The 25,378-nt window shown below is 57.5% G+C and carries 22 protein-coding genes and 1 pseudogene; 13 read left to right on the top strand and 10 right to left on the bottom strand.

The features are described from left to right. Nucleotides 1-418: 418 nt before the first annotated feature. Complete coding sequence (locus tag ACFORG_RS14950; RefSeq protein ID WP_386736335.1) at nucleotides 419-889, bottom strand: hypothetical protein; 471 nt, start codon at nucleotides 887-889, stop codon at nucleotides 419-421. Between the two features lie 516 nt (nucleotides 890-1,405). On the opposite strand from ACFORG_RS14950, the gene ACFORG_RS14945 reads away from it, so the two are divergent. The 7 genes from ACFORG_RS14945 to ACFORG_RS14915 all read left to right on the top strand — a co-directional run bounded on the left by ACFORG_RS14945 (nucleotide 1,406) and on the right by ACFORG_RS14915 (nucleotide 9,211). Further along, nucleotides 1,406-1,690, top strand: a complete 285-nt coding sequence (locus tag ACFORG_RS14945; RefSeq protein WP_386736334.1) for a type II toxin-antitoxin system RelE/ParE family toxin — start codon at nucleotides 1,406-1,408, stop codon at nucleotides 1,688-1,690. Between the two features lie 17 nt (nucleotides 1,691-1,707). After that, the gene (locus tag ACFORG_RS14940) at nucleotides 1,708-2,031 is read left to right on the top strand and encodes a HigA family addiction module antitoxin (RefSeq protein ID WP_386736333.1); all 324 of its coding nucleotides are present in this window, start codon (nucleotides 1,708-1,710) and stop codon (nucleotides 2,029-2,031) included. A gap of 170 nt (nucleotides 2,032-2,201) precedes the next feature. Then, the gene (locus tag ACFORG_RS14935; RefSeq protein ID WP_386736332.1) at nucleotides 2,202-4,937 is read left to right on the top strand and encodes a class I SAM-dependent DNA methyltransferase; all 2,736 of its coding nucleotides are present in this window, start codon (nucleotides 2,202-2,204) and stop codon (nucleotides 4,935-4,937) included. Next, nucleotides 4,934-5,437: a hypothetical protein gene (locus ACFORG_RS14930; RefSeq protein ID WP_386736331.1), complete on the top strand. Its 504-nt coding sequence runs from the start codon at nucleotides 4,934-4,936 to the stop codon at nucleotides 5,435-5,437. The genes ACFORG_RS14935 and ACFORG_RS14930 overlap by 4 nt, the downstream gene beginning before the upstream one ends. Then, the gene (locus tag ACFORG_RS14925) at nucleotides 5,438-7,495 is read left to right on the top strand and encodes a DEAD/DEAH box helicase (RefSeq protein ID WP_386736330.1); all 2,058 of its coding nucleotides are present in this window, start codon (nucleotides 5,438-5,440) and stop codon (nucleotides 7,493-7,495) included. It abuts the gene before it with no gap. A 247-nt stretch (nucleotides 7,496-7,742) separates the two neighbouring features. After that, nucleotides 7,743-8,681, top strand: coding sequence for a GIY-YIG nuclease family protein (locus ACFORG_RS14920; protein WP_386736329.1), 939 nt, complete (start codon nucleotides 7,743-7,745; stop codon nucleotides 8,679-8,681). Nucleotides 8,682-8,743: 62 nt separating this feature from the next. After that, entirely contained in the window at nucleotides 8,744-9,211 is a 468-nt protein-coding gene (locus tag ACFORG_RS14915; RefSeq protein ID WP_386736328.1) for a N4-gp56 family major capsid protein, read from the top strand. Nucleotides 9,212-9,498: 287 nt separating this feature from the next. Here the strand turns inward: ACFORG_RS14915 and ACFORG_RS14910 are convergent, their stop codons facing one another. Further along, complete coding sequence (locus ACFORG_RS14910; RefSeq protein WP_386736327.1) at nucleotides 9,499-11,892, bottom strand: hypothetical protein; 2,394 nt, start codon at nucleotides 11,890-11,892, stop codon at nucleotides 9,499-9,501. A 254-nt stretch (nucleotides 11,893-12,146) separates the two neighbouring features. On the opposite strand from ACFORG_RS14910, the gene ACFORG_RS14905 reads away from it, so the two are divergent. Beyond that, complete coding sequence (locus ACFORG_RS14905; RefSeq protein ID WP_386736326.1) at nucleotides 12,147-12,404, top strand: ParA family protein; 258 nt, start codon at nucleotides 12,147-12,149, stop codon at nucleotides 12,402-12,404. Between the two features lie 493 nt (nucleotides 12,405-12,897). On the opposite strand, the gene ACFORG_RS14900 is transcribed toward ACFORG_RS14905, so the two are convergent. After that, nucleotides 12,898-13,470 carry a recombinase family protein gene (locus ACFORG_RS14900; protein WP_386736325.1) on the bottom strand — a complete coding sequence of 191 codons (573 nt, stop codon included), beginning with the start codon at nucleotides 13,468-13,470 and terminating at the stop codon, nucleotides 12,898-12,900. A 280-nt stretch (nucleotides 13,471-13,750) separates the two neighbouring features. Between ACFORG_RS14900 and ACFORG_RS14895 the strand changes: the two are divergent. From ACFORG_RS14895 to ACFORG_RS14885, 3 genes and pseudogenes are all read left to right on the top strand, one after another. Continuing rightward, nucleotides 13,751-14,813 (top strand): annotated as a pseudogene (locus ACFORG_RS14895) (IS3 family transposase); the annotation flags it as partial. A 245-nt stretch (nucleotides 14,814-15,058) separates the two neighbouring features. Further along, nucleotides 15,059-15,976, top strand: a complete 918-nt coding sequence (locus tag ACFORG_RS14890) for a hypothetical protein (protein ID WP_386736324.1) — start codon at nucleotides 15,059-15,061, stop codon at nucleotides 15,974-15,976. A gap of 712 nt (nucleotides 15,977-16,688) precedes the next feature. Then, the gene (locus ACFORG_RS14885) at nucleotides 16,689-17,231 is read left to right on the top strand and encodes a hypothetical protein (protein WP_386736323.1); all 543 of its coding nucleotides are present in this window, start codon (nucleotides 16,689-16,691) and stop codon (nucleotides 17,229-17,231) included. Nucleotides 17,232-17,731: 500 nt separating this feature from the next. Here the strand turns inward: ACFORG_RS14885 and ACFORG_RS14880 are convergent, their stop codons facing one another. From ACFORG_RS14880 to ACFORG_RS14870, 3 genes are all read right to left on the bottom strand, one after another. Further along, nucleotides 17,732-18,058 (bottom strand): hypothetical protein, encoded by a 327-nt coding sequence (locus ACFORG_RS14880; protein ID WP_386736322.1) that lies wholly within the window; start codon nucleotides 18,056-18,058, stop codon nucleotides 17,732-17,734. A 97-nt stretch (nucleotides 18,059-18,155) separates the two neighbouring features. Continuing rightward, complete coding sequence (locus ACFORG_RS14875) at nucleotides 18,156-19,118, bottom strand: hypothetical protein (protein WP_386736321.1); 963 nt, start codon at nucleotides 19,116-19,118, stop codon at nucleotides 18,156-18,158. Between the two features lie 26 nt (nucleotides 19,119-19,144). Then, the gene (locus ACFORG_RS14870) at nucleotides 19,145-19,459 is read right to left on the bottom strand and encodes a hypothetical protein (RefSeq protein WP_386736320.1); all 315 of its coding nucleotides are present in this window, start codon (nucleotides 19,457-19,459) and stop codon (nucleotides 19,145-19,147) included. 648 nt (nucleotides 19,460-20,107) lie between these two features. Between ACFORG_RS14870 and ACFORG_RS14865 the strand changes: the two genes are divergently transcribed. Both ACFORG_RS14865 and ACFORG_RS14860 read left to right on the top strand, forming a co-directional pair. Next, nucleotides 20,108-21,319 (top strand): RSP_2647 family RNA methyltransferase, encoded by a 1,212-nt coding sequence (locus tag ACFORG_RS14865; protein WP_386736319.1) that lies wholly within the window; start codon nucleotides 20,108-20,110, stop codon nucleotides 21,317-21,319. Then, nucleotides 21,316-21,858: an RSP_2648 family PIN domain-containing protein gene (locus tag ACFORG_RS14860; RefSeq protein WP_386736318.1), complete on the top strand. Its 543-nt coding sequence runs from the start codon at nucleotides 21,316-21,318 to the stop codon at nucleotides 21,856-21,858. The genes ACFORG_RS14865 and ACFORG_RS14860 overlap by 4 nt, the downstream gene beginning before the upstream one ends. Here the strand turns inward: ACFORG_RS14860 and ACFORG_RS14855 are convergent, their stop codons facing one another. Genes ACFORG_RS14855 through ACFORG_RS14840 form a run of 4 tightly spaced genes read right to left on the bottom strand, consistent with a single transcriptional unit; the run spans nucleotide 21,859 to nucleotide 25,378 of the window. Next, a complete protein-coding gene (locus tag ACFORG_RS14855; protein WP_386736618.1) occupies nucleotides 21,859-22,545 on the bottom strand; it encodes a M48 family metallopeptidase in 687 nt (228 codons plus the stop codon). Nucleotides 22,546-22,584: 39 nt separating this feature from the next. Further along, the gene (locus tag ACFORG_RS14850) at nucleotides 22,585-24,012 is read right to left on the bottom strand and encodes an alkaline phosphatase D family protein (RefSeq protein WP_386736317.1); all 1,428 of its coding nucleotides are present in this window, start codon (nucleotides 24,010-24,012) and stop codon (nucleotides 22,585-22,587) included. 7 nt (nucleotides 24,013-24,019) lie between these two features. Next, nucleotides 24,020-25,204 (bottom strand): vWA domain-containing protein, encoded by a 1,185-nt coding sequence (locus ACFORG_RS14845; protein ID WP_386736316.1) that lies wholly within the window; start codon nucleotides 25,202-25,204, stop codon nucleotides 24,020-24,022. 6 nt (nucleotides 25,205-25,210) lie between these two features. Beyond that, nucleotides 25,211-25,378, bottom strand: a complete 168-nt coding sequence (locus tag ACFORG_RS14840) for a hypothetical protein (RefSeq protein WP_386736315.1) — start codon at nucleotides 25,376-25,378, stop codon at nucleotides 25,211-25,213.

Raw genomic sequence — 25,378 nt, 5'->3', positions numbered from 1 at the left:
GCTGGGGGATAAGTGATGGACGGTAAGCCTCAAACGCGGGCACAAGTGAGAGCGGCTTTCAGGCCGCTCTGGTCCAACAAAATAACGGACTTCCCTATATATAAAATAAGTGAGAGGGGGGGTATATATTGTAGAGTTCTGAGGGGGAATTCCTGCTCTGCGGTGTGTGTATACAAGCCCCCCTCTTATTCCGCTCATTTATCCCGCCGACGACGGTAGCGTCGGCACAACCCACTAGCCCGGCAACGTGGAGGAGCAGGACGATTTATGACGAACGCGGTGGGGATAGCTGCTGCGGCGTGGTAAGTGTTTGCCGGTAGTCCGCAAACCCACCTTGCCCACGCGTCCTCTGTAACCACACTTTGAGCGCCCATTTCGCTTTTTGACACCGCAGACCATTCGACTGATACTTAAAGCGTTAACGGTTTTCATCGGGGGCCCCATGCCGCTGGTTCTGGACATGCTTGTCATCGACGAGCGCGGGCGCATCGGATACATTAGCAAGTGCCCGCCCTATCGAGAAGACCAAAGCAACATCGTGCCTGGGCGCAGCTATCCAGACAACGCCTGGTCCTGGCAAAGGGTCGAGAATGTCGCCTGCCGTGTTGTCGAAGGCACCTGGTGCTGCGAGCACCGCCACGAGCCATTCGACGCGATGGGAGTGGCACATGCGCGCTAATGCTCGGACAACTGTCGCGTGAAGGCCCACTACACCAAATGGCGCAAAGAGAACGCCACGGTCGAGCAGACAGCCCGCGAGCACCTTGAGCGCACCGAGGCCCATTACGGCCCAGACCACCCTCGGACCATCCGGGCGCGTCGCGAACTGGAGGAGGCCAAGGCCAGGCGCGGCAGGCAAAAGAATCCGCGTAAAGACCGGCGCAGGCATTACTGAATCCGGTGCGGCCCGCTGAGCGCCTCTGGCGTTTCCGGCACCAATAACCAATATGCGCCCCTTCGTCCCTATGGGGCGAACCCGCGCCCCCCCCCCCGCCACGAGAAGAGGCTTCAGGACTCACCAAAAGCAGATGTGCTTGTCGAAGAGGCCGTCCTTGCTTTGATCGAGCCCTAAGACCATCAAGAACCCCGCTTCAAGGGGTGGGTGCTCGCCATGCTCGGATGCTTACGCATCCTGCGCGTGGCTCCGCTCCCGCTACGCGCCCTTGAACCAGGAACCTTGCTGTTCATTTTTCGGGCTCAAGCAAGGGACGGCTCCGAAAGCAGATCAGCTCTACTCACGCCGAGGCTCCAATGCAAAGCGCGTTGCATGCAACCATGCTTTCAAAGGACGGCGCTTCGACCCCTTGGGGTGTAAGATGAATACAGGGGAAAATGCTTAGAAAAGGTGGTCAAGGGTCGTGATGCTTGACGTAACGCATCACATTGATTATCTTGGTAGGCAACGATGATCCTGGGTTACAGAGACAAAAAGACCGAGCAGTTTGCGAACGGTGAGATGGCGAAAACCTTCCAAGGCTTTGCCGATCAGGCAGAGCGGCGGCTCGCTATTCTCAGCGCGGCAACGTCTCTCGATGATCTTCGCATGATGCGCAGCAACAGGCTTGAGGCGCTTCGTGGCGACAGGGCAGGGCAATACTCCATCCGCATCAATCAGCAATGGCGTATCTGCTTCACCTGGCCAGACAGCGACCCAGGGCCGTCAGACGTGGAAATCGTGGACTACCACTAACGGAAAGGAGGAAAGCCATGTTCAAACGTGCAGTACATCCCGGCGTGATCCTCAAGGACGAGCTCGAAGAGCTTGGCATCACGCTTACCGAGTTCGCCCGTCAGATCGACGTGCCCGCCAATCGCGTTTCGCAGATCATCGGCGGCAAGCGCGCCATCACGGGCGACACCGCCCTGCGCTTTGGCCATTGGTTCGGCACCGACGCGCAGTTCTGGATCAACCTGCAAGCGCAGTTCGATCTGGCCGTGGCCGATCAGGAAACAGGCGCGGCGATCCGCAAGCTGCCGACAAGTGCCAGCTATGCAACGCGGCCGCGCGATGATCAGCCTCGCCTGGTCTGACCAGGAGGGCTGGGCGTGCAGTAATGCGCCTTCAACGCGCATTGCATGCAAACATGCAGTTGCGCGTGTGGATAGCTCTTGTTTGAACCAAGTTTTGCGAGTGCGTAGGCGATAACCGCCTGTTACTATTCCAAAAAATAAAAACGACGACCGAGTGAGGGAATTCAGGGATGAACGCTGTTGAGATCGAGGAAGCCATATCGGCATTGGCCGAGCAGCCGTTCGATGCAGAAGAGTTCCCGTTCGCTTTTCTTGAAGCCTTCGGCAACAAGCCGGCCACGATCAAGCGCTTGCGCGCGGGTGCGTCGAACAAGTCCGACCAGGGCGGCGTTCTTCAGACTAACAACATTCATCTGAAGGTTTGCGGGGCAGGGGAGGTCACAACCACCCTGGCGCAGCTCAAGGCGAGCCCTTCCACCGCCAAGGCTAAGGCGAAATTCGTCCTGGCCACCGATGGCACCGATCTTGAGGCCGAAGACCTGACCACGGGCGAGACGATCGCCTGCGCCTATGGCGACTTCCCCGATCACTTCGGGTTTTTCCTGCCCCTTGCGGGGATAAGCACGGTCAAGCAAATCCGTGAGAGCGCCTTCGATATCAAGGCGACGGGGCGACTTAACCGCCTCTATGTCGAGCTTTTGAAGGACAACCCCGAGTGGGGCACTGCCGCGCGCCGCCATGACATGAACCACTTCATGGCGCGGCTGATCTTCTGCTTCTTCGCCGAAGACACAGACATCTTCACCGAAGCAGATCAGTTCACCGGCACGATCGAGCGCATGAGCGAGAAGGACAGCTCGAACACCCACGAGGTGATCAGCATGCTCTTCAAGGCCATGAACACCAAGACGGCCGATCGCGGCGGCGCGGGCATCCCCCGTTGGGCCAATGTCTTTCCCTACGTCAATGGCGGGCTGTTTTCTGGCGGGACGGACGTGCCGCGCTTTTCGAAGATCGCGCGTTCTTACCTGCTCCACATCGGCAATCTCGACTGGACCAAGATCAACCCCGATATCTTCGGCTCGATGATCCAGGCCGTCGCCGATGATGAGGAGCGTGGCGCTCTGGGGATGCACTACACATCCGTGCCGAACATTCTGAAGGTCCTCAATCCGCTCTTTCTGGACGATTTGCGCGAGAAACTGGATGAAGCGGGGGGCAATCCCCGCAAGCTGCTGAACCTGCGCAATCGCATGGCTAAAATTAGAGTCTTTGACCCTGCCTGCGGTTCAGGCAACTTTTTAGTTATCGCCTACAAGGAAATGCGCGCGATTGAGGCCCAGATCAACGAAAGACGAGGCGAGGCTGAGCGGCGTACCGAAATTCCTCTGACGAACTTTCGAGGGATCGAGCTTCGAGATTTTCCAGCTGAGATTGCGCGCCTAGCGCTGATAATCGCCGAGTATCAGTGCGACGTGACCTATCGCGGTCAGAAGGAAGCGCTTGCCGAGTTCTTGCCGCTTGATGCCATGAACTGGATCACTTGTGGCAACGCTTTGCGGCTCGATTGGTTGGGTATCTGCCCACCGACAGGTACGGGCGTGAAACACCATTCCGACGATCTTTTCATGTCACCTGTCGACCAAGCCGAGATCGACTTCGAGAATGAAGGCGGGGAGACCTACATCTGCGGAAATCCACCTTACATTGGCAGTCGCGGCCAAGAACTGGCGCAAAAGGCAGACCTTGAAGCGCTGTTCGGAAAGTATGGAAGCAATTGGAAGAACTTGGATTACGTAGCTGGATGGCTCTATAAGGCAGCCGAATTTAGTCGATTAGTTGACACATCCTTTGCCTTTGTGACGACGAACTCAATTTGCCAAGGACAGCAGGTTGCTTCGCTATGGCCTATAGTTTTGGGTGATAACCTGGAAATATTCTTCTCTCATAGGTCATTTAAGTGGGCCAATAATGCGGCACATAATGCTGGTGTGATTTGTATTATTGTTGGAATTCGCGCAAAAAGTGGTGGTGTTAAAAGTATCTTTGACGGCGATATCGTAAAGTCAGTCTCTAGAATAAACCCATATCTCGTTGAAGGCCCTGACCGTTATGTAGACCGGCTAAGCAAACCATGTTGTGGTCAAGCAGTGATGGGGCGCGGCAATCATCTGACAGATGGTGGACATCTAATTCTGACCCCCGCCGAAGCCGCTGGACTTAGAGAAAATTTCCCAGAGGCGAAAGAGCTGATTAGAAGATTGACCGGAGCCCAAGAGTTCATTCGCGGTGTTGATCGGTTTTGTCTTGTGATCAATGACGACAAACTGGACGCGGCCAAAAGGATACCAGAAGTTAGACGCAGAATAGATGCGGTGCGTTCTTCTCGTCTAGAAAGCACCAAGAAAAATACCAGGGAAGTACTCTCCCAAACACCCCATAGGTTTGAACATTCTACAGGTGTTGACGCGGATCGAGTCATAATGATCCCTACAGTGTCTTCCGAGCGCAGAGATTGGCTTCCGGTGAGTTTCGAGCGAGATGCTGTCGTCAATGCACCCAACTTCGCGCTCTATGATGCCGAGATTTGGAATTTTGCAATCCTCTCTTCTCGATGTCACCTGCATTGGATTGCTAGCGTATGTGGGCGTCTAAAGACGGACTTCCGATATTCCAATACAATGGGATGGAATACCTTTCCCGTTGCGAAGCTGACAGAAAAAAACAAAGAAGACCTAACTCGCTGCGCCGAGGGCATCCTTCTAGCGCGCGAGTCGCATTTCCCTGCGACCATCGCCGATCTCTACGACCCCGAAAAGATGCCCGCCGACCTGCGCGCTGCCCACGACCGCAACGACGAAACCCTTGAGCGCATCTACATCGGCCGCCGCTTCCGCAACGACACCGAACGCCTTGAGAAGCTATTCGAGCTCTACACCCGCATGACCAAGAAGGGGGCGGCATGAGCCGATCGAACATCCAACTCTTCGGAATGGAGACCGTAAGTGACTATCTCGCTCTGTGTGTAGAGGCTGTGCATGATCTGAAGGGTCAGGAAGACAGTGTCTTGAAGGGGTTTGCCGCGATACTGGCTCTCAACCATATGGCAGATTGGTTGCGATATAAACTCTCTGAATCGGAGCGGGTACAGCTTGGTCTTCCAAATAAGCCACTAGACGATCCAGTCGCATCTTTCTTCGAGAAGCAGAATGGCGATCTTGTACTCGTTCGCCAGATCGCGAACGGTTTCAAACACCTGAGACCTGTCCACTCCACTCAGCGCGTTGCGGGCTACGGCGTCGGCCCGTACGGCATTGGTCCCTTCGGTGCGCCGTATCTTTTGATTGACCTGGGCGACGACAAAGACTCGTCCGAGCGTTGGTGCGTGGGGCTCGATCTGTGCCAACGTGTCTTGGATTGGTGGCAGGCAGTTTTGATGCCGATCGTCAAGAAGGAGGGCAGCTAGATGTCTCAACTGAAATCAGTTCCTTCCGTTTCCGTAACCTACGCCCAGACCGGTAGTTCCACCAAATCGAATGAGCTCGGTATGCGGGCCATGCAGGAGCGCGCTTATGAAAAGCGGGGCGAGCAGTACCTTCTGATCAAGTCGCCGCCTGCCTCGGGAAAGAGTCGCGCACTCATGTTCATCGCGCTCGACAAGCTGCACAACCAAGGGCTCAAGCAGACGATCGTGGTGGTGCCCGAGAAGTCGATCGGGTCGAGCTTCAACGACGAGCCGCTGAGTAAGTTCGGCTTCTGGGCGGATTGGACCGTCGCGCCGAAGTGGAACCTCTGCAACTCGCCTGGCACGGATGGCGGCAAGGTCAAATCGGTTGGTGCGTTTCTGGAAAGCGGCGACCAGGTGCTTGTCTGCACCCACGCAACCTTCCGCTTTGCCGTGGAGAAGCTTGGGATCGAGGCTTTCGATGATCGGCTGATCGCCGTAGACGAGTTCCACCATGTCTCGGCGAGCGAGGACAGCATCCTTGGCTCGCAGCTCAACGAGTTTATCGCTCGCGACCGCGTGCATGTCGTTGCCATGACAGGCAGCTACTTCCGAGGCGATGCCGTACCGATCCTGTTGCCCGAGAACGAGGCGAAGTTCGACACGATCACCTACACCTACTACGAGCAGTTGAACGGCTACAAATACCTGAAAACGCTCGATATCGGCTACTTCTTTTACTCAGGATCATACGCCGACGACATCCTGAAGGTGCTCGATCCGAACGAGAAGACGATCGTACACATCCCGAACGTCAATTCACGCGAGAGCACGAAGGACAAGCACCGCGAGGTCGAGCACATCATCGACGCCCTGGGTGACTGGCAAGGGACCGATCCGGCCACCGGTTTTCAGCTTGTGAAGACCCCTGAGGGCAAGATTCTGAAGATCGCTGATCTGGTCGATGATGAGGCGGTGAAGCGCGACAAGGTATCGAGTGCGCTCAAAGACCCTGCCAACAAAGGCAACCGCGATCATGTGGACATCATCATCGCTCTTGGGATGGCCAAGGAAGGCTTTGACTGGATTTGGTGCGAACACGCGCTTACGGTCGGATATCGCGCCAGTCTGACCGAGATTGTGCAGATCATCGGTCGGGCGACCCGCGATGCCGAGGGCAAGACGAGCGCCCGTTTCACCAACCTGATCGCTGAGCCCGACGCCTCTGAAGCAGCCGTCACCGAGGCGGTGAACGACACGCTGAAGGCGATCGCCGCAAGCTTGCTGATGGAGCAGGTTCTTGCCCCGCGCTTCAACTTCACCCCGAAGACCCCGAAAAGCGGTCCGGTCGAAGGCTTCGACTATGGCGAAGGCGGCTATGACCCCGACAAGGAAAACATTGGGTTTAGCGAGGAAAGTGGGCAGTTCCAGATCGAAATCAAGGGATTGGCCAAACCTAAGAGCAAGGAGGCCGAGCGCATTTGCCAGGAGGACTTGAACGAGGTCATCACCGCCTTTGTTCAGGACAAGACGGCGATCGAGCGCGGGCTTTTCGATGAAGAGCTCGTACCCGAAGAGCTGACGCAGGTGCGCATGGGTAAGATCGTCGGCGCGAAATTCCCTGAGCTCGACGCCGAAGATCAGGAGGCCGTGCGCCAGCACGCGACTGCCGCGTTGAACCTGACGCAGAAAGCGAAGGAGGCCGCTCTTGCGAGCTCTGACGACGATGCGCAGGTGAGCGGCAACACGGCGTTGATCGATGGGGTGCGCAAGTTTGCGATGGATGTGCGCGAGCTTGATATCGACCTGATCGACCGCATCAACCCGTTCGGCGAAGCTTACTCAATCTTGGCAAAGACCATGAGCGAGGAAAGCCTCAAGCAGGTTGCGGCGGTGATTTCGGCGAAGAAGGTCCAACTCACGCCAAAAGAGGCGCGCGACCTGGCGCGGCGCGCGGTGAAGTTCAAGCAAGAAAGGGGGCGGTTGCCGTCCATCACATCTCCCGATGCCTGGGAAAAGAAGATGGCCGAAGGCGTGGCGTTCCTAGCCCGCATGAAGCAGGAGGCCGCCAATGGCTAGAGAGTTCTCCGAAGAAGATGATGCGCTTCTGGCCGAGCTTGGCGTCGAGGTCGAAGCCAAGAAGGCCGTCACGCGCACGCCGCGCGAAGAGCGCATTATCGCAGGCTTCGAAGAGATTCAGCGCTTCGCTGAGGAACACGGGCGCGCACCGCAGCACGGCGAAGATCTTGACATTTTCGAGCGGCTCTATGCGGTCCGGTTAGATCGCATCCGCGAGCTTCGGGAATGCCGAGAGCTGGTCGAGCCCTTGGACGACACAGGGCTTCTCAGTGGCGCGGCACAAGCGGCCGTGGTGGACACCGAAGAGCTCGACGATGATGCGCTTTTGGCCGAGCTAGGAATCGAGCTCGAAGCGCCACCAATCACTGAGTTGAAGCACGTCCGATCGACCGCAGAAAAGAAAGCCGCTGACGAGGTGGCCAGTCGCGATAGATGCGAGGACTTTGAGACCTTCAAGCCTCTCTTTGAGCAGGTGCAAAAGGAGCTCGATAGCGGCCTGCGCGATACGCGGCCTTTCGAGATGAAAGCCGAGATCGAGAAGGGGCGCTTCTTTATCGTCGGCGGTCAGAAAGCGTATGTTGCGGAGAAGGGGGAGACGACGATCACCGACCAGGGGCGCACGGATGCCCGCCTGCGCGTGATTTTCGACAACGGCACCGAGAGCAACATGCTCATGCGATCACTCCAACGCGCCTTGAACAAGGATGAAGCCGGGCGACGGATCACGGAACCGACCGCCGGTCCCTTGTTTTCCGATCAAACGATCGACGGGGACGAGGCAAGTGGCACGATCTATGTCCTGCGTAGCAAGTCCGATCATCCGCTTGTCGCTGAAAACCGCGATCTCGTGCACAAGATCGGCGTGACGAATATGAGCGTTGATAAGCGTATCGCGGGCGCACATCTTCAGCCGACCTTCTTGATGGCCAATGTCGAGATCGTTGCGACCTACGAGCTCTACAACATCAACCGGACCAAGCTCGAAAACCTGATCCATCGCATCTTTGAGCCCGCTAGGCTTGAGATCGAGATCATGGACAGGTTTGGACGGCCGGTCGTCCCGCGCGAATGGTTCCTGGCGCCCTTGTTCGCGATCAAAGAAGCCGTCGAGCGGATAAAGGACGGCACGATTTCCCGGTATGTCTATGACCCGAAAAAAGCAAAATTAACAAGGAGCGGGCAGTAGTGGGCAAGAATTTTCAGATTTAGGAGAAAGGACTTCCAGGCCTGCCCGAGCTGGAGAAAGCCTTGGCCACCCTCTGTGAAGAAGACTTGCTTAGGCCCAAGCACTATGGCAAGACCATCAAGGTCTACCAGTATGTGCCGCTGCTCGATGACCGCAACGTCAACGATCAGGGTATCGACGCAACCGGTGCTGCCATCGCAAATGGTAACCTCTACGGTTCGAGCCGTGACGTGGGTACGATCACCAGCCGTCTGCCGACCCTGTCGGAAACTGGTGGCCGTGTGAACCGTGTCGGCTTCAAGCGTCTGGAGTGTGAAGGTTCGATCACCAAGATGGGCTTCTTCATGGAATTCACCCAGGAGAGCTTCGACTTCGATACCGATGCAGATCTCTATGGCCACCTGAGCCGTGAGATGGTGACCGGTGCGACCCAGTTGACCGAAGCTGTTCTGCAGGTCGATCTTCTGAACGGTGCAGGCGTGACCGTCTATGCTCGAAAAAGGCGAGGTTCAGATATTACAATTTACTGACCGGCAGTATGAACTGATCCTGAGATATTCGGCCCAAGGCCGCGCAGCACAAAGGAAAAATCCTGAGCAGTTGGTGCTATTTTGATAAATGTAAGCATATTGCGTGCTAGGTCATCTTGGTTTTGTGCCATGAAACCATGGCATTACCGGATGACCCAGCGTAGCAGATCAGGAATGACGGTCCAGCCGCAGCGCACGTTGCGTGTAGCTGTAGCTGCGCAGCGTAGCAGATCAGGAATGACGGTCCAGCCGCAGCGGCACTAGCCATCAAAAGCCGGGCAGTGGCTTCATTTCTCTGTTGGAAGGCCTTGGTGTCGTTCCGTGATGGGTGCTCGGTTGAGTGCCGAATCCCTCTTGCCCTTCGCCCACTTTCTCGCCGCCTCAAATGGCCGTCGAAAGGCGACCTCATTCAGCCCGGGACGTGCGCCTAACCGTCGTTCCACCGCCTTAGCTACCCGAAGAACCCGTGTGCTGCTGGGGGCCATACGCCTTGCTGAAATGACCAGTTCGATGACATCCTGCTCGTTACGCGGTACCGGGCCGAGATCCCATCGCTTTTCAAGGGCAGCAACAAGATCATCCTCGGCGCGCCGCGTCATCCAGCAACCGAGTTCACCATGCTCTCCGGCTTTTACTCGCACTCGTACAGCACGTGCTGAGAGACGTTCGATCTGCTGCTCAACGGCCTCGACAACCGCGTCGTGTAGCCTTTTGCTTTTGTGCAGGAGTTCGCGGCGCCAGTCCTTCATTAGAAGGCTAGTTACCGCTTCTCTCGTACCACCGACTCCGAACAGGGCAGCACACGCAGCGGCTGGACCAAGGATCAGTGTACCTGCAGGTCCGACCGTGACGAGACCGACCCACGCACCGGCCTTGCCGCCAACGAAACCCAAAGTACCGCGTGCGGCTCCGTCAATGATGAGCCACGCCGGCAGGTCCTCAATAGGGATTTCCCCCCGAACCACTTCGAAGCCACCACGCAGTGCGCCAACCCAGAGCGCGAGTTCTAGGACGCCGGGATCGGTCAGCACAGCCGCATGCCCGATTGTGTCAGCAATCAGGGTCTCGATATCGCCAACCTCAAAACCAGGCAATGTCGTCACGAGGTCTGCCCATACCTCTCCGGGCTGCGATGCGCCCCAGTCGGCTGCCTTGGCTGCAAGCTCCTCGTTGGCGATCACCGGGATATCCGGATACCTGGCGAAATGCTCCTCGAGATTGGACAACTCTGTCCCGCACTTCACCTGAACAGGGTTCCCATCAACGATCAGGTCAAATCCAGGAGTGCTGCTGGTTTCTGCGAGGGCAACGTCATGACCCTCGGCTACGAGCCAATCCAGAACGAGACGTTCAGCCACATAGCCTCGTAATGCATAGTTGGCGCCGTTGACCGCAAACTCCTGAGCATGCAGCGCGAAACTCAGCGGATCGCCAATATCTGCGCTTCGGGAAAAGTCTGCGGCCTCTAGGACACGTTCATCGATAGCAGTAGCGCTCCAAAGCATCTCCCCGGCCGTCATCAGTCCGATACTGCTGGCATCAAATTCATTGAGCCCAAGCCTGTGGGAGTCCGCACGAGCAATCCAAGTGTTTGGAGGTGGACCGGCAGACTCGGGAAGCCGCCGTGTGAGGCGCTTGTTCATGAAAGCCAGTCGCTGTCGCAAGGCCTCGCGATCCCGCTTGCTCAGATGGGAAAGTGCCGCGGCAGGCGCGTTGTCGAGCAGGCGCATTTCGTTGAGGAAGTTGGCAAGCGCGCGCTCTGTGTCTCGCGTGCCGGACATAGCCAGGATCACGCACAAGCGTGCAGCAATCTGGCTTTGGACTGCACATGACCCCTTGCCCACGCCGTACCACGCGAGCGCCCCCACGCCGACCATAACAGTCGCGGGGTGGATAAGTGTTGCCAGCAGCGACACCAGAGCTGGTCCACTCACCATGGGTATCCAGGCACTGAGCTGCGCGGCGAGGATGTATGGTGCGAAACCTGTATTCCCGACGATCGCTGCGAACACGGCCCAGCTACCACCGACAGCGATTGCTTTCTGCGCGGCAGCATGAGTCTTCTCCAAAGCCTCCCTGACCGCCGGATCAGCTTTGCCGGCGGCTGCCTCCACCACTTGCTCGTTCGAAAGCATGTGGAGCATTTCTTCGCGGACGAGTTCTGGGAACGCAAGGGGCTTCTCCTTGTTCAGAAGGTCTCGTGCTGACTTGTAGATTTCGGCGGCTTTGGTGGCCGCGAGTTCCCCCATCCCTTCTGACGAAAGCTTTTTCGCTCTTCGATTGCGTTCAGAAACTACAGCTGGGGTTAGCCTTTCTGAGGCCCGGATCGCCAGAGCAGCCGCCATTTGCATCGCAGATTTTCCCGATAGTGGCGGGATCGGTGGCACCCCAAGTGCCGTTGCAAGGTGTGTCAGGAGACGATGCCGCAACACACTTGTTGTCAGACAAGAGGTCTCAAGTTCCTGACCGCGCTCCTCAAGATCACGTCCTTCTCCCTCGCGCATAATACGTAGCTGCTTGCCGATATCTTCGACGGCACCCTTGGCCAGCTTAAGTGCGTTGATGCTCTCCATCAGAGCGATCAGGCTGCAGAGCTCTCGGCGCTCCAGCGCGCCGATGCCGGCTAGAATGGAGACAGCCGTTATCTGATGCGGAAGGTGCCCGTCGATGGCTACCGGCAAGTTTGTATCTTTGCTCATCGTTTTTTAGGTGGCCTATCGTATCAGGAATGACGGTCCAGCCGCAGCACCATCGACACGGCCCCGACTGCCATCGGGAGCGTAGCAGATCAGGAATGACGGTCTAGTTACAACAGCGACCTGTGGCTTGCCTGCAGCAAGTGCAGTGCATCTGAACACCTGAATGTTGGCAGACATGCAGGTGTGGTAGTGTGCACACGTGAAGACGTGAAAACACGCAAAGCGAGCAGTTACCAATGAAAACCATAGCCATCATCAGCCAGAAAGGCGGGGCTGGGAAAACCACCCTCGCCCTGCATCTAGCCACCGCTTCGGTCCTTGCCGGTTACAATACCGCGATTATTGACCTAGCCTCGCTTACATCCCCAAGAGAGTTCCCAATGCCCCCCGCGCCAGCGCTTAAGACTCTTGCGGTCTCCACGCTGCCGCTAAACACTGCAACCCAATGCTCTGCCCCCAGAAAACTGGATCGTTCGGAGCTGCAGTATTCCTGAGATTTTCCAAAAATGGTGATAACCTCCTGCAAGAGCCAAGATCACCTTTGCTTGGCCCTGGCCCCATCGGGGCGCTGGTTTCGGTACCACAAGCCATCAGTCCCAGAAGATGTGAGGCGCCCTGGCAAACCTAAGTTCAAACTCGTGGCATTTTGGGCAACGATAATGCCCATCAGGATAGTAAGAGAGCTCTCCCAGAACATAGTGGTTCGTGATCTGTGCGTTCTTGCCATCGCCTGCCCACACAGTCGACGCGTCGAGACGTTCCACCGCTTGCGACCCGCAAGAGCTGCATGAAAGGGGTTTGGCAAGGTAATTCGTCGTGACAAGGGTTCTGCATGAAGCACAAATAACGGGCCATCCTACGTAGTTGTCGTAGTTCGTCCGACCGCTGCCGAGAGATAGTTCAGTATTGTAGCCGCATGCACTGCAGAGGCATCTCACACTCATTCCCATTTACTACCCTCAAGTGTCTGCTGCGAAAGCAGGAACCTCATCCTTCCTTTACCTGGGACCGTGCTGCCGGCAGATGCCGGTACAAGGTCGCTGGTGAGACCCTTAACTGACGCGCGACTTCTTCGACGGTAATCTTGGCATCAGCCAGCATGGCTTTGGCGGCTCTAAGATCACCCTCCGAGAGCTTCTTGGGTCGTCCACCTGTTCTTCCCCTGGCTCTGGCTGCGTCCAGCCCTGCGCGCGTTCTCTCGCGGATGATGGACCGTTCAAATTCCGCCAGCCCTCCAAAGATGTGAAAGACCAGCTTGCCACCTGGCGTGGTCGTGTCGATCGCTTCGGTCAGGGAACGAAAGCCAATGTTTCGAGCTTCCAACCCTTCTACTGTTTCGATGAGTTGCTTCATGGATCGAGCCAAGCGATCCAGTTTCCAGACCACCAAGGTATCCCCTTCACGCATGTAGTCGATCGCAGCTGCCATCTCGGGGCGGTCTCTCTTGGCTCCCGAAGCCTTCTCCGTGAAGATCTTCTCGCACCCCGCCGCGGCAAGAGCATCATGTTGAAGCTCCGGTTTCTGATCCTGGGTCGAAACCCGTGCATATCCAATCAACATGCTCAATCCTCTCAAAACTCATGTTTCGTCATACAAAGTGAGAGAGATATTTCAAGAGACTGTTTTGAGAGACTATGGGCGGTCTGGTGAGCTGGATTAGGGGGTGGGCACAGGGTCTCTCAAAAATAACCGTTTTTTGTTCGACAAGTGGTATCGAGCGGGAATGCAATGAGCATGCCACATACGGGACAACATGAAGACGGAGGTGACCTTCCCCCCGATATCCGGGCCATTGCGAACTGGAATTTTCCACCTTTGAATGGACGAAGGAGGAAGACCCATGAAGCGGAAGCGTTTCACAGAAGAACAGATCATCGGCGTGCTGAAGGAAAGCGAGGCTGGCGCGAAGACGGATGACATTTGTCGGCACCACGGCATCAGCTCAGCTACGTTCTATAGCTGGCGGAAGAAGTACGGTGGCATGGAGGCTGGCGACGCCAAGCGTCTGAGGGCCTTGGAAGTGGAGAACGCCAAGCTGAAGCGGATCGTCGCGGACCAGATACTCGACATGTCCGCGATGAAGGATCTGCTGCAAAAACATTGGTAAGCCCATGGCGAAGCGACGAGCCGTGGGCTTTCTGATGACTGAGCGCGGGTTCAGTGAGCGGCGCGCGTGCCGGATCGTCGGCCTCGCGCGGTCGGTGCAGCAGTATCACCCCATGCCCAAGGATGACGAAGCAGCCGTTACGCGCATGAAAGAACTGGCGTCGGAGAACCGGCGCTATGGCTATCTGCGCCTGCACGCGATGCTGCGCCGGGAAGGCCTCGTTGTGAACCACAAGCGCACGTATCGGCTTTACACCGAGCATGGCTTACAGGTTCGCACGAAGAAGCGGCGCAAACTGCCCAGGCGGGATCGCGTCGAACCTCAGGTGCCCGATAGGCCGATGCAAAGATGGTCATTGGACTTTGTCAGCGACCAGTTGGCTGACTGCCGCCGGTTTCGTGTATTGAACATCGTCGATGACCACAGCCGGTTCTGTCCCGGCCAGATCGTCGATGTGTCAATCCCAGGGGCTCGCGTTGCTCGGTTCCTCGATGATCTGGCCCATCGCGTTGGCTTGCCCGAAGAGATCATCCTCGACAACGGGCCCGAGGGCACCAGCAAGGCGATGTTCGACTGGTCCGAGCGGACCGGCGTGCGCCTGCGGTTCATCGAGCCGGGCAAGCCCGTGCAGAACGCCTTCGTGGAGAGTTTCAACGGCAAGTTCCGGGACGAATGCCTGAACCTGCATTGGTTCCGCTCCCTGCGCCATGCCCGCGAAGAAATTGGACAATGGCGAAATCACTACAACACCAAGCGCCCACATTCGGCGCTCGGATACCTGTCACCAACGGAGTTCCTGATGAAAACCACCGCGCCAGCGCTTGAGACTCTTGCGGTCTCCACGCTGCCGCTCAACACTCAAACCCAACCGGAAGATTCCAGATCAAAACCGGCCCTAACCGCGGGGGAAGGTCAGAGGTACTCATGGATTGGTTTGAAGAGATTACTGGGTTTAAGGAAGCTGACTATCACACCACGCAATCGCGATTGTTTGTGCAAGATGGACATCTCTGTTCCCATTTTACGAGTCGGAAAACTGGCGTGGGAGACTTGCAGCTGCCTTCCCTTGCAGAGCTGAGGGCATCCGCTTTATTCCAATATGGAGAAAGTCGCCTTTCTGTCTCAAATATTGTGGGTGATGTACGGAAAATACACCAAAAATCGCAGTTCCGAGGAGCGCTTTTCCAAGTAGCCTCGCAGTTCAACGTGCTAGAAATGGTGAGTCCGGGTGTTTCGCCAGAAGTTGGTGTGTCAGGTTATGCGTTTGACCGAACACAGGGACCTGCATGTGCTATTGCTGCCGGCGCGGCTACCATTTATCGAAACTATCTTTTCCCACTGGCAGGAGGGCTGGGACAAACCGCAGACCGTCAAATCAACACATTAGCTGATCTATCGCAAGCACTTGGGACCTCGCTTGCGACAGACGCTGGTGACCTGTTGCCGATGAAAAACGGTTACGCACTTCCAAAAAAATCCAATCTCGAACGCATCAATAGTGTACTTAGTGCAATGACTGAGGCCGAGTTGGAAGACTTGAAGGGTAAGCTCAGAATAGGCTTCCACAGAGATGTCGAAGTCACAGACGTCCAAGCCGAAAAACCACTTATTGTATCACAGGCATTTTGTTCTGCTCTTCCAGTCGCATACTCTGAAATTAGTGTAGATGTTTGGGAACCTTTTGCGCGTCTAGTACTCGAAGCTGCCTACGAGGCAACACTCTGGGCAGGTTTGATTAACCATGCTCGCGGCGGTTCAAATAAAGTCTTGCTTACTCGGCTGGGAGGCGGAGCTTTCGGCAACCGCGATAGCTGGATCGATGACGCGATAGGCAAATGTCTAGAGCAGTTTCGTGACAGTGGTCTGGAGGTCGTATTCGTAAGCTCTAGATCGACTCCCCGGTCGATGATCGACCTCGCCGAAAAACATGGAGGAAGGCAAGTTCAGCCCGATTTCTAAAGGGCACTTGTTGTAAGGCTTTCGGGTACCGGAGGACACATTCCGGCGCCTGCTGCCGACAGGTCCGACGACACCATGAGCGCGCTAGTATTTGAAGGTGTTGGTCAGCCTGCGCCGGCGGCGAACTCGTTAACCTTTCGCGGGCAGGACAGCTTAACTGCGGTTCCGGTGGAGGCCCGGTGCGTATGCAGCAAACAAGGATTCACATGAATCCATCCGCGGATGGAGGATGGTGAAGAGCCGACTTAGTCTTGCTCTGTCCCCGAAAGCTAGATCGTTTGAAGCTTGGGTTTTTGGCTAGGCTTCCCTCGCTGGAGAGCAGAGCACCGGGGTATTCCGCTGTGAGCAGCCCAGATTTAGCCTTTAGGGGTGCTTTAGTCGGATCAGGTACTGAAATGAGTTTTAGATTTTAGGGGTAGGACCGTGTGGGTCAGTTCTGACTTGGCAGATCAGAAACGTTAAGGTTTAGGTCTGCTTTATCGGCCCCGAGGTAGTCGAGACTTCCAGCGAGTAGTGCGCGCCATGCGGGACACTGCGGCGGCTGCCGTGCTGCCCCGCTGGATGTAGGAGGCGCTCAACTGGCCGGATGGTTTCTTCCCGGGGGGAACGAGTGAAGAAGAAGCCCAAGCGGCGCAACCGCACTGCATGACCACTTGCGGCAATGCTATGGCCTCGCCTGTTCGACTAGCACGGAGGGGTGTATGCTGCGCACATGCGCCAACTCAGCTTTGTCGAGAAACTCCAGCAAATCCGCGATGACAATCGCGTCCACCCTGTCGTGGCGCATGTGCGCAGGTGGCTGGAGTTCAACAGACACAGGCTCGTGCCGGTGTTGATGCACGAGAATAAGGCCGAACTGCTCGAACCAGACAACCTGCCCACCGGCAAGGTCAGGCCGGTGCAGTGCCTGCCACGGAGCAAGTTCGCCAGGGTTCACGAGGTAAAGCCCGCGACCCCGCCACCCATCGCAGGCTTCCGGGTCTACGAGGAGGGCAGGCTGATGGGGTTCTACGTCTGGCCTGGTGTTTTCAACAGCGAGCTCGTGCCTCACGGGTCCACGAGCATCCTTACGCGCAAGAAGCTCGCCGCCCTTGGACTCCTCATGCACCGCTATAACCGGCTGACATGCGTGCTGCCGCAACCCATCAAGCTTGCGTTCATCGAAGGGTCCACCAGGACGCACACCTATCGTGTCGTGGGTCTGCGTGGGTTCGACCTGCGACAACCAGCGCAGACCGGGGCCCATCCGTGGTAAGTGCGCGTCCACCGGCGCGCACCAACCCGGCCTGAAGCGAGCCCCAGGCACCAGACAGCCTGTATTGCTCCGACGCCTGCTCACAGGCTGCCGTAGCAGCTTACGAGGCGGCGAGTTGGGGAGAAGCCGCCAGGCCGACGACAGAGGCTGTTCGGCGGCTCGAGAAGGTGGTTGAGCACTCCCGACCGTTGCACGCGGCAACATCCACGGCCTGACGCCCCGAAAAATACGAAGAATAATCGGATGATGACTGGACTTCGTGCGCTCCTGACATTTGTCGTCATCCTCGTCTTATCCATTTTACCACTTCAAAGCGCGGCAGAAAATGCCAGGACGGAAGCATTCGAAACAGCATGTCTGTTCATGCACAGAGGTGTCACCCATATCGACGGTTCGTGCTTTGTAGTGACCCATGGCGAGGTCATCATTGTAGGATTTGACCCAGGCGACAGAGACCCAACAAATAGGCTTATATTCTTTTTTCGCGCAACGGAGAAATCTCAGGATACTGGAGTGGGGAACCAGGTGCGTCGCATGCACATGAAGTTCTGGGCGCCTTGCAGAAGCACGACGAATGTTCCCGAAATGGAGAAACGCGAATCTGCTTCGGCAATCACCTTGCTCTTCCCGTCAGGGTTCCAACCAGTGGTCGCCTTTTCGGTTATACTATCCAGATCGATGGCGAGATTATCTGCGAAGATCCGAAGATCCGAAGATCCGAAGATCCGAAGATCCGAAGATCCGAAGATCCGAAGATTACCAACAATGCGCGAGATGGTCGGATGTACATCTATTGCTCCACCGACGGAAACGAAAAGAAGTGACACTTCTCTCCTTCGAGCATGAGACGGACGCGCACAGGCCCCGGCCCGCGCCCTCGTCGGTCCTTAACCCGACACGGTGCAACGCCCTCAGTTCGAGCCTCTATTCAGTGCACCCGTCAACCCGGAACAAATAAGTGTAAGTATCTTTAGACGTTGCTGTGACGAACCTACCGTCATCCATTTTCCTATGTTCCGCCTTTAACATGTTGCCTGAATGCCACACGGTTGTTTTCCAATATGATTTTTCTTCCTCGTTGAGCCCAAATATCGTTCCCCCCACGCAGGTCCTAATGTCCCCCTTTTCGGTACATTCTAGATTGGTGATGTCTATCCAACGGCCACCGTTTTCTTCTTTTTCATGGGTAATCAGGACCGCCTTTAAGTCGTCTGAGGTTCGATGGTATTGAATTTCGGCTTCGATGATTTCTTCATTGCTGGATGGGGCCAGTTTGCAGACTTCGGGGGAAAACTCTTTTTTTGCCACTACATCCGATGGCAAACCAAGCCTTTCGGCCTCGGATTTCGTAACTGCCCCAGAAAAGCAACTGCGCAAATTCTCCTCCGAAAATGCCCCCGCCCCATCTCCCAGGTAGAGCCGATGTTCGCCCACGAAAAACTCGTCGTGGTTCCGGAAACGACCAATGATGGACTTAGCTACCAAACCGGCAGTCAAGTCGTCCTCAATGTCGGTCAGAAACTCCAGTTCCAGATTTGCTACATCGCCTTCAGTGTAGAGGTCTGTTGGTCGAGAGGGAGGCGGAAGGTCGCTTCCGCCCATGGAAAACGAAGTTGAGCTTTCGTTCTTTGGAACTTCTGTAAAAATCCAAAGCAAGCTGACAGGGGGCTCGTCGAACACGTTCATGTCCCCAGCTACACCCAAGGCCAACTCAAGGTCTGTCTTTCTGTTTTTGAAAAGGCAAATAGGTCCCACATCCTGTTCTTTTGAAACAGACCAGTTTTTGTCGAGATAGACCTGTTCTCCTTCTTCTGCTGAGGCGACACTGGAAGTCGATGCGAAGGCGCTTATCGCGAGTGCGACTATTCGCTGTTTCATTTCGTTCATCCTTGTTCCGTCGCTTCAGAATATTTCTACTGCGCTTTGTCTGAACAAATTTTCGATAGCTGTTTCGCTCCCAGGCTTGTTTCGACAGATAAAACATCGTCAAGAACACAATTTGCCCATCGCTTCTTTCTTTTCCAAACTCTAATGCCGCTATCTGTCTCGGGTTTTTCAGTGAAGAGATACCTACAAGCATAAGCTGCAGCTTTGGCCGCATCTTCGGTTTTTGCCACTACCACATAATCGCCTCGGCAGTCGGCTTCACTCGAAGGTCCAAATATCCAGGCTGCCGCCTGCGTGGGGATAAATGGAAAAAAGACTATAAGAAGAATGGCTTTTCTCACGGCTCCCTCCCGGCAAGCAACGATATTTTGGGGATGCTTTTGCCGATCAAGAGACAAAGGCTGCTGTGGACTCGTGTGCCGTCGCAATCCAACGTTTCTGGGTCATGTCCGTTCTCCTGTGGCAACAACTCTTCAAGTTGGAGGTAATGGCGATTGGCCCTTACGGCTTGCGGTTCTCTGCCAAATTTTTTGTAATTTGCGCCAATTCTCTGGAGTGGCGCACTCCAAGCCTGGTGCGCTTGCTGCTGGCTGACATTAGTTTCTACCCCCGACATATTGGCACACCTCCAGAACGGGATAACAGAGGGGGCACCCCCTGTCCAACCCCCCCCCGGGGGCGGCACAGGCCGGGCGGCGCGCCCATCCACACAATCGCTCAAGCCCCTGGTTACACGGTGCAACCTCGCCCTCGAATGTCGCCAGGGCAGGCGCAGCGCAACGCATCCCGCAACGCGCAAGCAAAGCACCCACCGACAACCCCTTCGTGTCCACCTCGCCACCAGCCCCGGGCTGTGCTAAACGACAACCATAACAACCTGCAATCGTGAGAGTGCGCAACGAACCGACCACGCCGCCAAACCCGGCTATCGTGATGCTGCTGTGATGCGAAGCGCTTAAGGCATTGATAGTAAAGGATACGAGTCTGCCATGACAGCGCCCTCTTCTCATTCCGACCGTCCCCGCATCCGCCTGAAACCCAAGGCGAATGCACGTGCCATCCGGCATGGGTTTCCATGGGTTTACGACAACGACATCGTGACCGACCGCCGGACCCGCAGAATCCAACCGGGTTCACTGGCCGTTCTCGAAGACGGGGACCGCTCTCCGCTTGGGCTCGTCGCTGTCAATACGAACTCCCGCATCATGTGCCGCATGCTGGACCGTGACCCCGAGGCGGTGCTTGATGCTGCCTGGTTCGAGGCGCGTCTCTCCCGCGCGCTGGAGTTGCGGCAAACACTATTCGACGCTCCATTCTACCGTCTTGTCCATGCCGAGGCCGACGGCCTGCCGGGCGTCATCATCGACCGGTTCGGTGATGCCTGCGTGATCCAGCCAAACGCGGCTTGGGCCGAGGCGCATCTCGACCTGATGACTGCCGCCCTTGTTGCTGTGACCGGAGTGACCTGCGTGATCAAGAACGCCTCTGGTCGTGCGCGTGGGCTGGAGGGGCTGGACGATGTCGCGGCGGTATTGCACGGCGCGTCGCCTGATGGGCCGATACAGGTTCCGATGAACGGTGCAACTTACATGGCCGATCTGACGGGCGGGCAAAAAACCGGCCTGTTCTACGACCAGCGTCCGAACCACGCTTTTGCTTCCCGGCTGGTGACACCGGGGGCAAAGGTACTGGACGTGTTCAGCCATGTGGGCGGTTTCGGTCTTGCTATGTTGGCCGCCGGTGCGGGTGAGGCGCTCTGTGTCGATGGCTCGGCGCCCGCGCTCGATCTGGCCAGAAAAGGGGCGGAAATCGGCGGCTTGCGGGATCGGCTGCAAACCCGCCAAGGCGATGCTTTTGAGGTCTTGAGCGCGCTAGGGCAGGAAGATGCGCGTTTCGACGTGGTGATCTGTGACCCACCTGCCTTTGCGCCGTCCAAACCGGCGCTCGATGCCGGGCTGCGTGCCTACGAGCGTATTGCGCGCCTAGCCGCTCCTCTGGTGAAGCCCGGAGGCTACCTGGGGCTTTGTTCCTGCTCGCATGCCGCCGACCTCTCCCGCTTCCGCGACGCTTCGGCGCGCGGTATCGGACGCGCAGGGCGGCAGGCGCAGTTGTTGCACACGGGTTTTGCCGGACCCGACCATCCGCAACTGCCGCAACTGGCTGAAACGGGCTATCTCAAAGCCTTGTTCTTCAGGCTGTGAGGGCGGTTCTCGATACCTGCGTCATATACCCGACGGTGATGCGCGAGATGCTTCTGGGTGCCGCGGGCCTGGGTCATTTCACGCCGCTGTGGTCGGCGCGCATCCTTGAAGAATGGGCGCGCGCCGCGGTCAAGCTGGGACCAGACGGCGAAGCGCAGGCACGAGCGGAGATCGCCATCACCAGAACGGCCTGGCCGCAAGCCGAGGTCGCGCCCGCACCAGGGGTCCAGGCGCGGCTGTGGTTGCCCGATCCCGCTGACATCCATGTGCTCGCCACCGCGGTGGCTGGATCCGCCGATACGATCGTGACACTCAACCGCGCCGATTTTCCGCGAAACCTTCTGGCCGAAGAAGGGCTGGACCGGATCGACCCCGATACGATGCTCATGCAATTCTGGCAGGATGCACCAGAGGGAATCGAAGCATTGGGATCGAAGGTATTGGGTGAAGCAAACCGGCTGTCGGGGCGGGAATGGGAGATGCGGCCGCTTTTGAAGAAGGCGAGGCTGCCGCGGCTGGCCAAGGCGCTGTCGGCCTGATCACGCCTTCGTCCAGCGCGCCTCCAACGCCTCGAGCGCGGCAATGCGCTCGTCTGTCTTGGGGTGGCTCATCAGCCAGGCGGGCACCACTCCGGCACGGTTTTGTGTCAGCGCATCCAGCTTGCGAAACAGGGATTTCTGCGGCTCGACGCCTATGCCTGCCTTTGTCAGCAAGGCCGCCGCATATTCGTCGGCCTCGTACTCGTCGCTACGTGACAGGCGAGAGGCCAGCAGGCTTGTCAGGAAGTTGGCAATCCAGACACCGACAAAGGGGATGAACCGGTTCAGCAGCAGGATCAGGGCCGTTCGCAGCGCATTCTGACCCGAGAAATCGATCATCCGGCGGCGGGCATGGCCGAGCGCCACATGGCCCAGCTCATGCGCGATGACCGAGGCCATTTCCTCACCCGTCACTTCGCCCGACCGGAACTTGCGGTAAAAGCCGCGGGTGATGAAAATGCGCCCATCGGGTGCGGCAAGCCCATTTACCGGGTCGACCTCGTAGACATAGACCGGGATCCGCCGCAGATCGAGCGCGGCAGCCAAACGGTCAGTCAAGCGTTTCAACTCGGGATCCGCCAACTCGGTCGACCGGGCATCAAGGTCTCGATGCGTACGCCAGACGGACACGCGGTACATGACCAGCGCGTACAGGATCGCAAGAAGAATTGGCGTGAACTTGAGCATAGGCATGATATGGGCCGGCACGCCCCTCGCGGCAAGGGATCAGAGGGCGAGGGCAGGGGAGCGTCCGGACTCTTCGAAGACCCAGCGCGCGGACCAGTCCTGCCCGGATGTCTCGACTGTCAGGTAATTTCGTTCCGCCACATACCGCCGGGGCTGGCCGGGGATGGGCAGGATGCGCACCTTGTGGCCGGGCAGGGGGCTTTCCCCCATCCACGCGAGGGCACCCAACGCACGCGCCCAAGCCTTGGGCGGGGCGCGATGAGCAATGCCAGACGCGACGAGTTGATGCATGGGTTTGCCATTGGGCAGCGCCATTTCGCCGCGTGTCGCAAGGTGGATTTCCCCGGACAGGACGGTCACGTCTTGCCCCTCGGGTGCCGCGATGCGGGCCATAGTCTCCAACATCTGGATCCATGAACCGCGATGCGCGCGGCTTTGCCATTGATCGCGCAGGTCGTCCTCGTATTTCTGCATCGACGGCATCAGTACCATCAGGAGTTCAAGCAGGGAAAGACGAGGCCCCAGCAGCGGCACGCTCGACATCACCAGAGTGCGGCCCGGAGCAGCTTTGCGGGATTCTGCTTCGATCCATGTCCAGCCGCGTGCCCCCATCACCTCGCGCCGACTGCGTTCCGAACGCAGGTCGGGACCGAGGATGCGCAGGCCGAGTGCCGCGACCGACCAGCCCAGATGCAGGCCCAGCGGATCGGCGAAACGGCCGGGCAGGTCACCATCGACAGTGCCGTGTTGAAACAGAAGCGCTGCCTCCCGCGCGGTGTCGAACAGGGTCTGCCCGACGGGAGAATAGGTGCGCGACCGTCGCAGCGATCCCCAGCCGTCGCAAATGTCGTGATCGTCCCACTGCATCAGCGAGGGAACGCGCGCCATGACATGGGCCATCCCGGGGCAGCGATAGACGGCAAGGTAGCGTTCCATGAACCGCTCGCGCAGATGTGTGCGCAGATTGCCGAGATCGGCCCGGGACGGATCGCGCGGAATGCGGTCGGGCCAATCCTCGCTCATGGGATGTCCATGAGTGACCTCGTCAGCATAGACCTGATCGCCCCCGTGAAGCAAAAGCGAAAAGGGGAACGTCTCGTGGTCTTGCGCCAGGCGCGACCACATCACGTTGCGCTCTTCGTTCGGGCGGTCCAGGTCGCCATGTTCCTCACCATTGCACGACACATAGGCGATCCGCATGTCGGGGCCGAGGCCCGCCAGATCGAAGCTTTCGCCGCGCCACCGGTAATCCGATGGGCGATCGGCGGGCACGCTGAAGCGGGCGCGGAAGACGTCCACCTCCCGATACCGCGCAAGGCGTTCTGGTTGGACAGGGCCCTCTGGTGTGTCCAGTGGCGTAGGCAATTCGCCCGAGGTCATCACGATAAGCGCGGCCAGGCACACTCGCCCCTCGCGGATATCATCGACGATCAGGATTGGCCCAATCGGCCCCTGCGCAGCATTCATGGAGCCGTCAGCGTGTTAACTCGCGCATGCCGCGTTCCAACCCTTGAAGTGTCATCGGCACCATCTGGTCGTCAAAGATGTCGCGGATCATCGAGATGGAGTGGGTGTACTCCCAGTATTTTTCAGGCACGGGATTGATCCACAGGTTCGACGGCCATTGCTCTCGCGCACGCATCAGCCATGCCTGTCCGGCTTCGGCGTTCCAGTGTTCATTCGCGCCACCGGGATAAGCAATCTCGTAAGGGCTCATCGACGCGTCGCCGACAAAGATGCACTTGTAGTCGGGCCCATAGGTCCGCAACACCTCCCATGTGGGAATCTGCTTGTCCCAGCGACGCCGGTTGTCACGCCAGACACCCTCGTAGAGGCAATTGTGGAAATAGTAGTATTCGAGGTGCTTGAACTCGGATCGCGCGGCCGAGAACAGTTCCTCCACCACTTTCACATGCGGGTCCATCGACCCGCCAACATCCAGAAACAGGACGACCTTGACCGCGTTGTGCCGTTCGGGCCGCGTCTTGACGTCAAGATACCCGTGTTCCGCCGTCGCGCGGATCGTGCCGTCAAGGTCCAGTTCTTCAACTGCACCTTCGCGCGCCCACCGGCGCAAGCGTTTCAGCGCAACCTTGATATTGCGGGTGCCCAGTTCGACCGTGTCGTCGAGGTTCTTGAACTCACGCTTGTCCCAGACTTTCACCGCACGGCGGTGACGGCTTTCCTTCTGGCCGATCCGCACGCCCTCGGGGTTGTAGCCATATGCGCCAAAAGGCGAGGTACCGGCGGTGCCGATCCACTTGTTGCCACCCTGGTGGCGGCCTTCCTGCTCCTTGAGGCGTTCGCGCAGCGTCTCCATCAGCTTGTCGAAACCGCCAAGCGCCTCGATTTCGGCCTTTTCCTCCTCGGAGAGGTGCTTTTCGGCCATCTTCTCGAGCCAGTCGCCGGGAATGTCGACGGCTTCGAGGACGTTTTGCAGGCTGATCTCTTCCAGCCCCTTGAAAGAGGCGGCAAAGGCCCGGTCGAACTTGTCGATATTGCGCTCGTCTTTCACCATCGCAACACGTGCGAGATAGTAGAATGCTTCGACGTCGTAGGTCGCCAGACCCGCCTTCATCCCTTCGAGAAAGGTCAGGTATTCGCGCAAGCTTACCGGCACACCGGCCTTGCGCAGGTTCTCGAAAAACGGAAGGAACATGGCGCCTCAGATTAGGGTACGATCTAGAACCAATGTAATGACCAGACCAAGAAGCGCAAAGGCAATCCCGTAACCGGCCGCATATTGAGCAACATCCGCACCGCTGCCCTTGCGTCGTTTCGCCGTCATGGCACCCAGTGCCGCGCCCAGCACGGCAAGCCCCAGAATGATCAT

Source organism: Lutimaribacter marinistellae, from assembly GCF_042648365.1.
Classification (GTDB): Bacteria; Pseudomonadota; Alphaproteobacteria; order Rhodobacterales; family Rhodobacteraceae; genus Lutimaribacter_A; species Lutimaribacter_A marinistellae.
The sequence above is the reverse complement of the archived record's forward strand: the minus strand, read 5'-3'. Positions and strand labels throughout refer to the sequence as shown.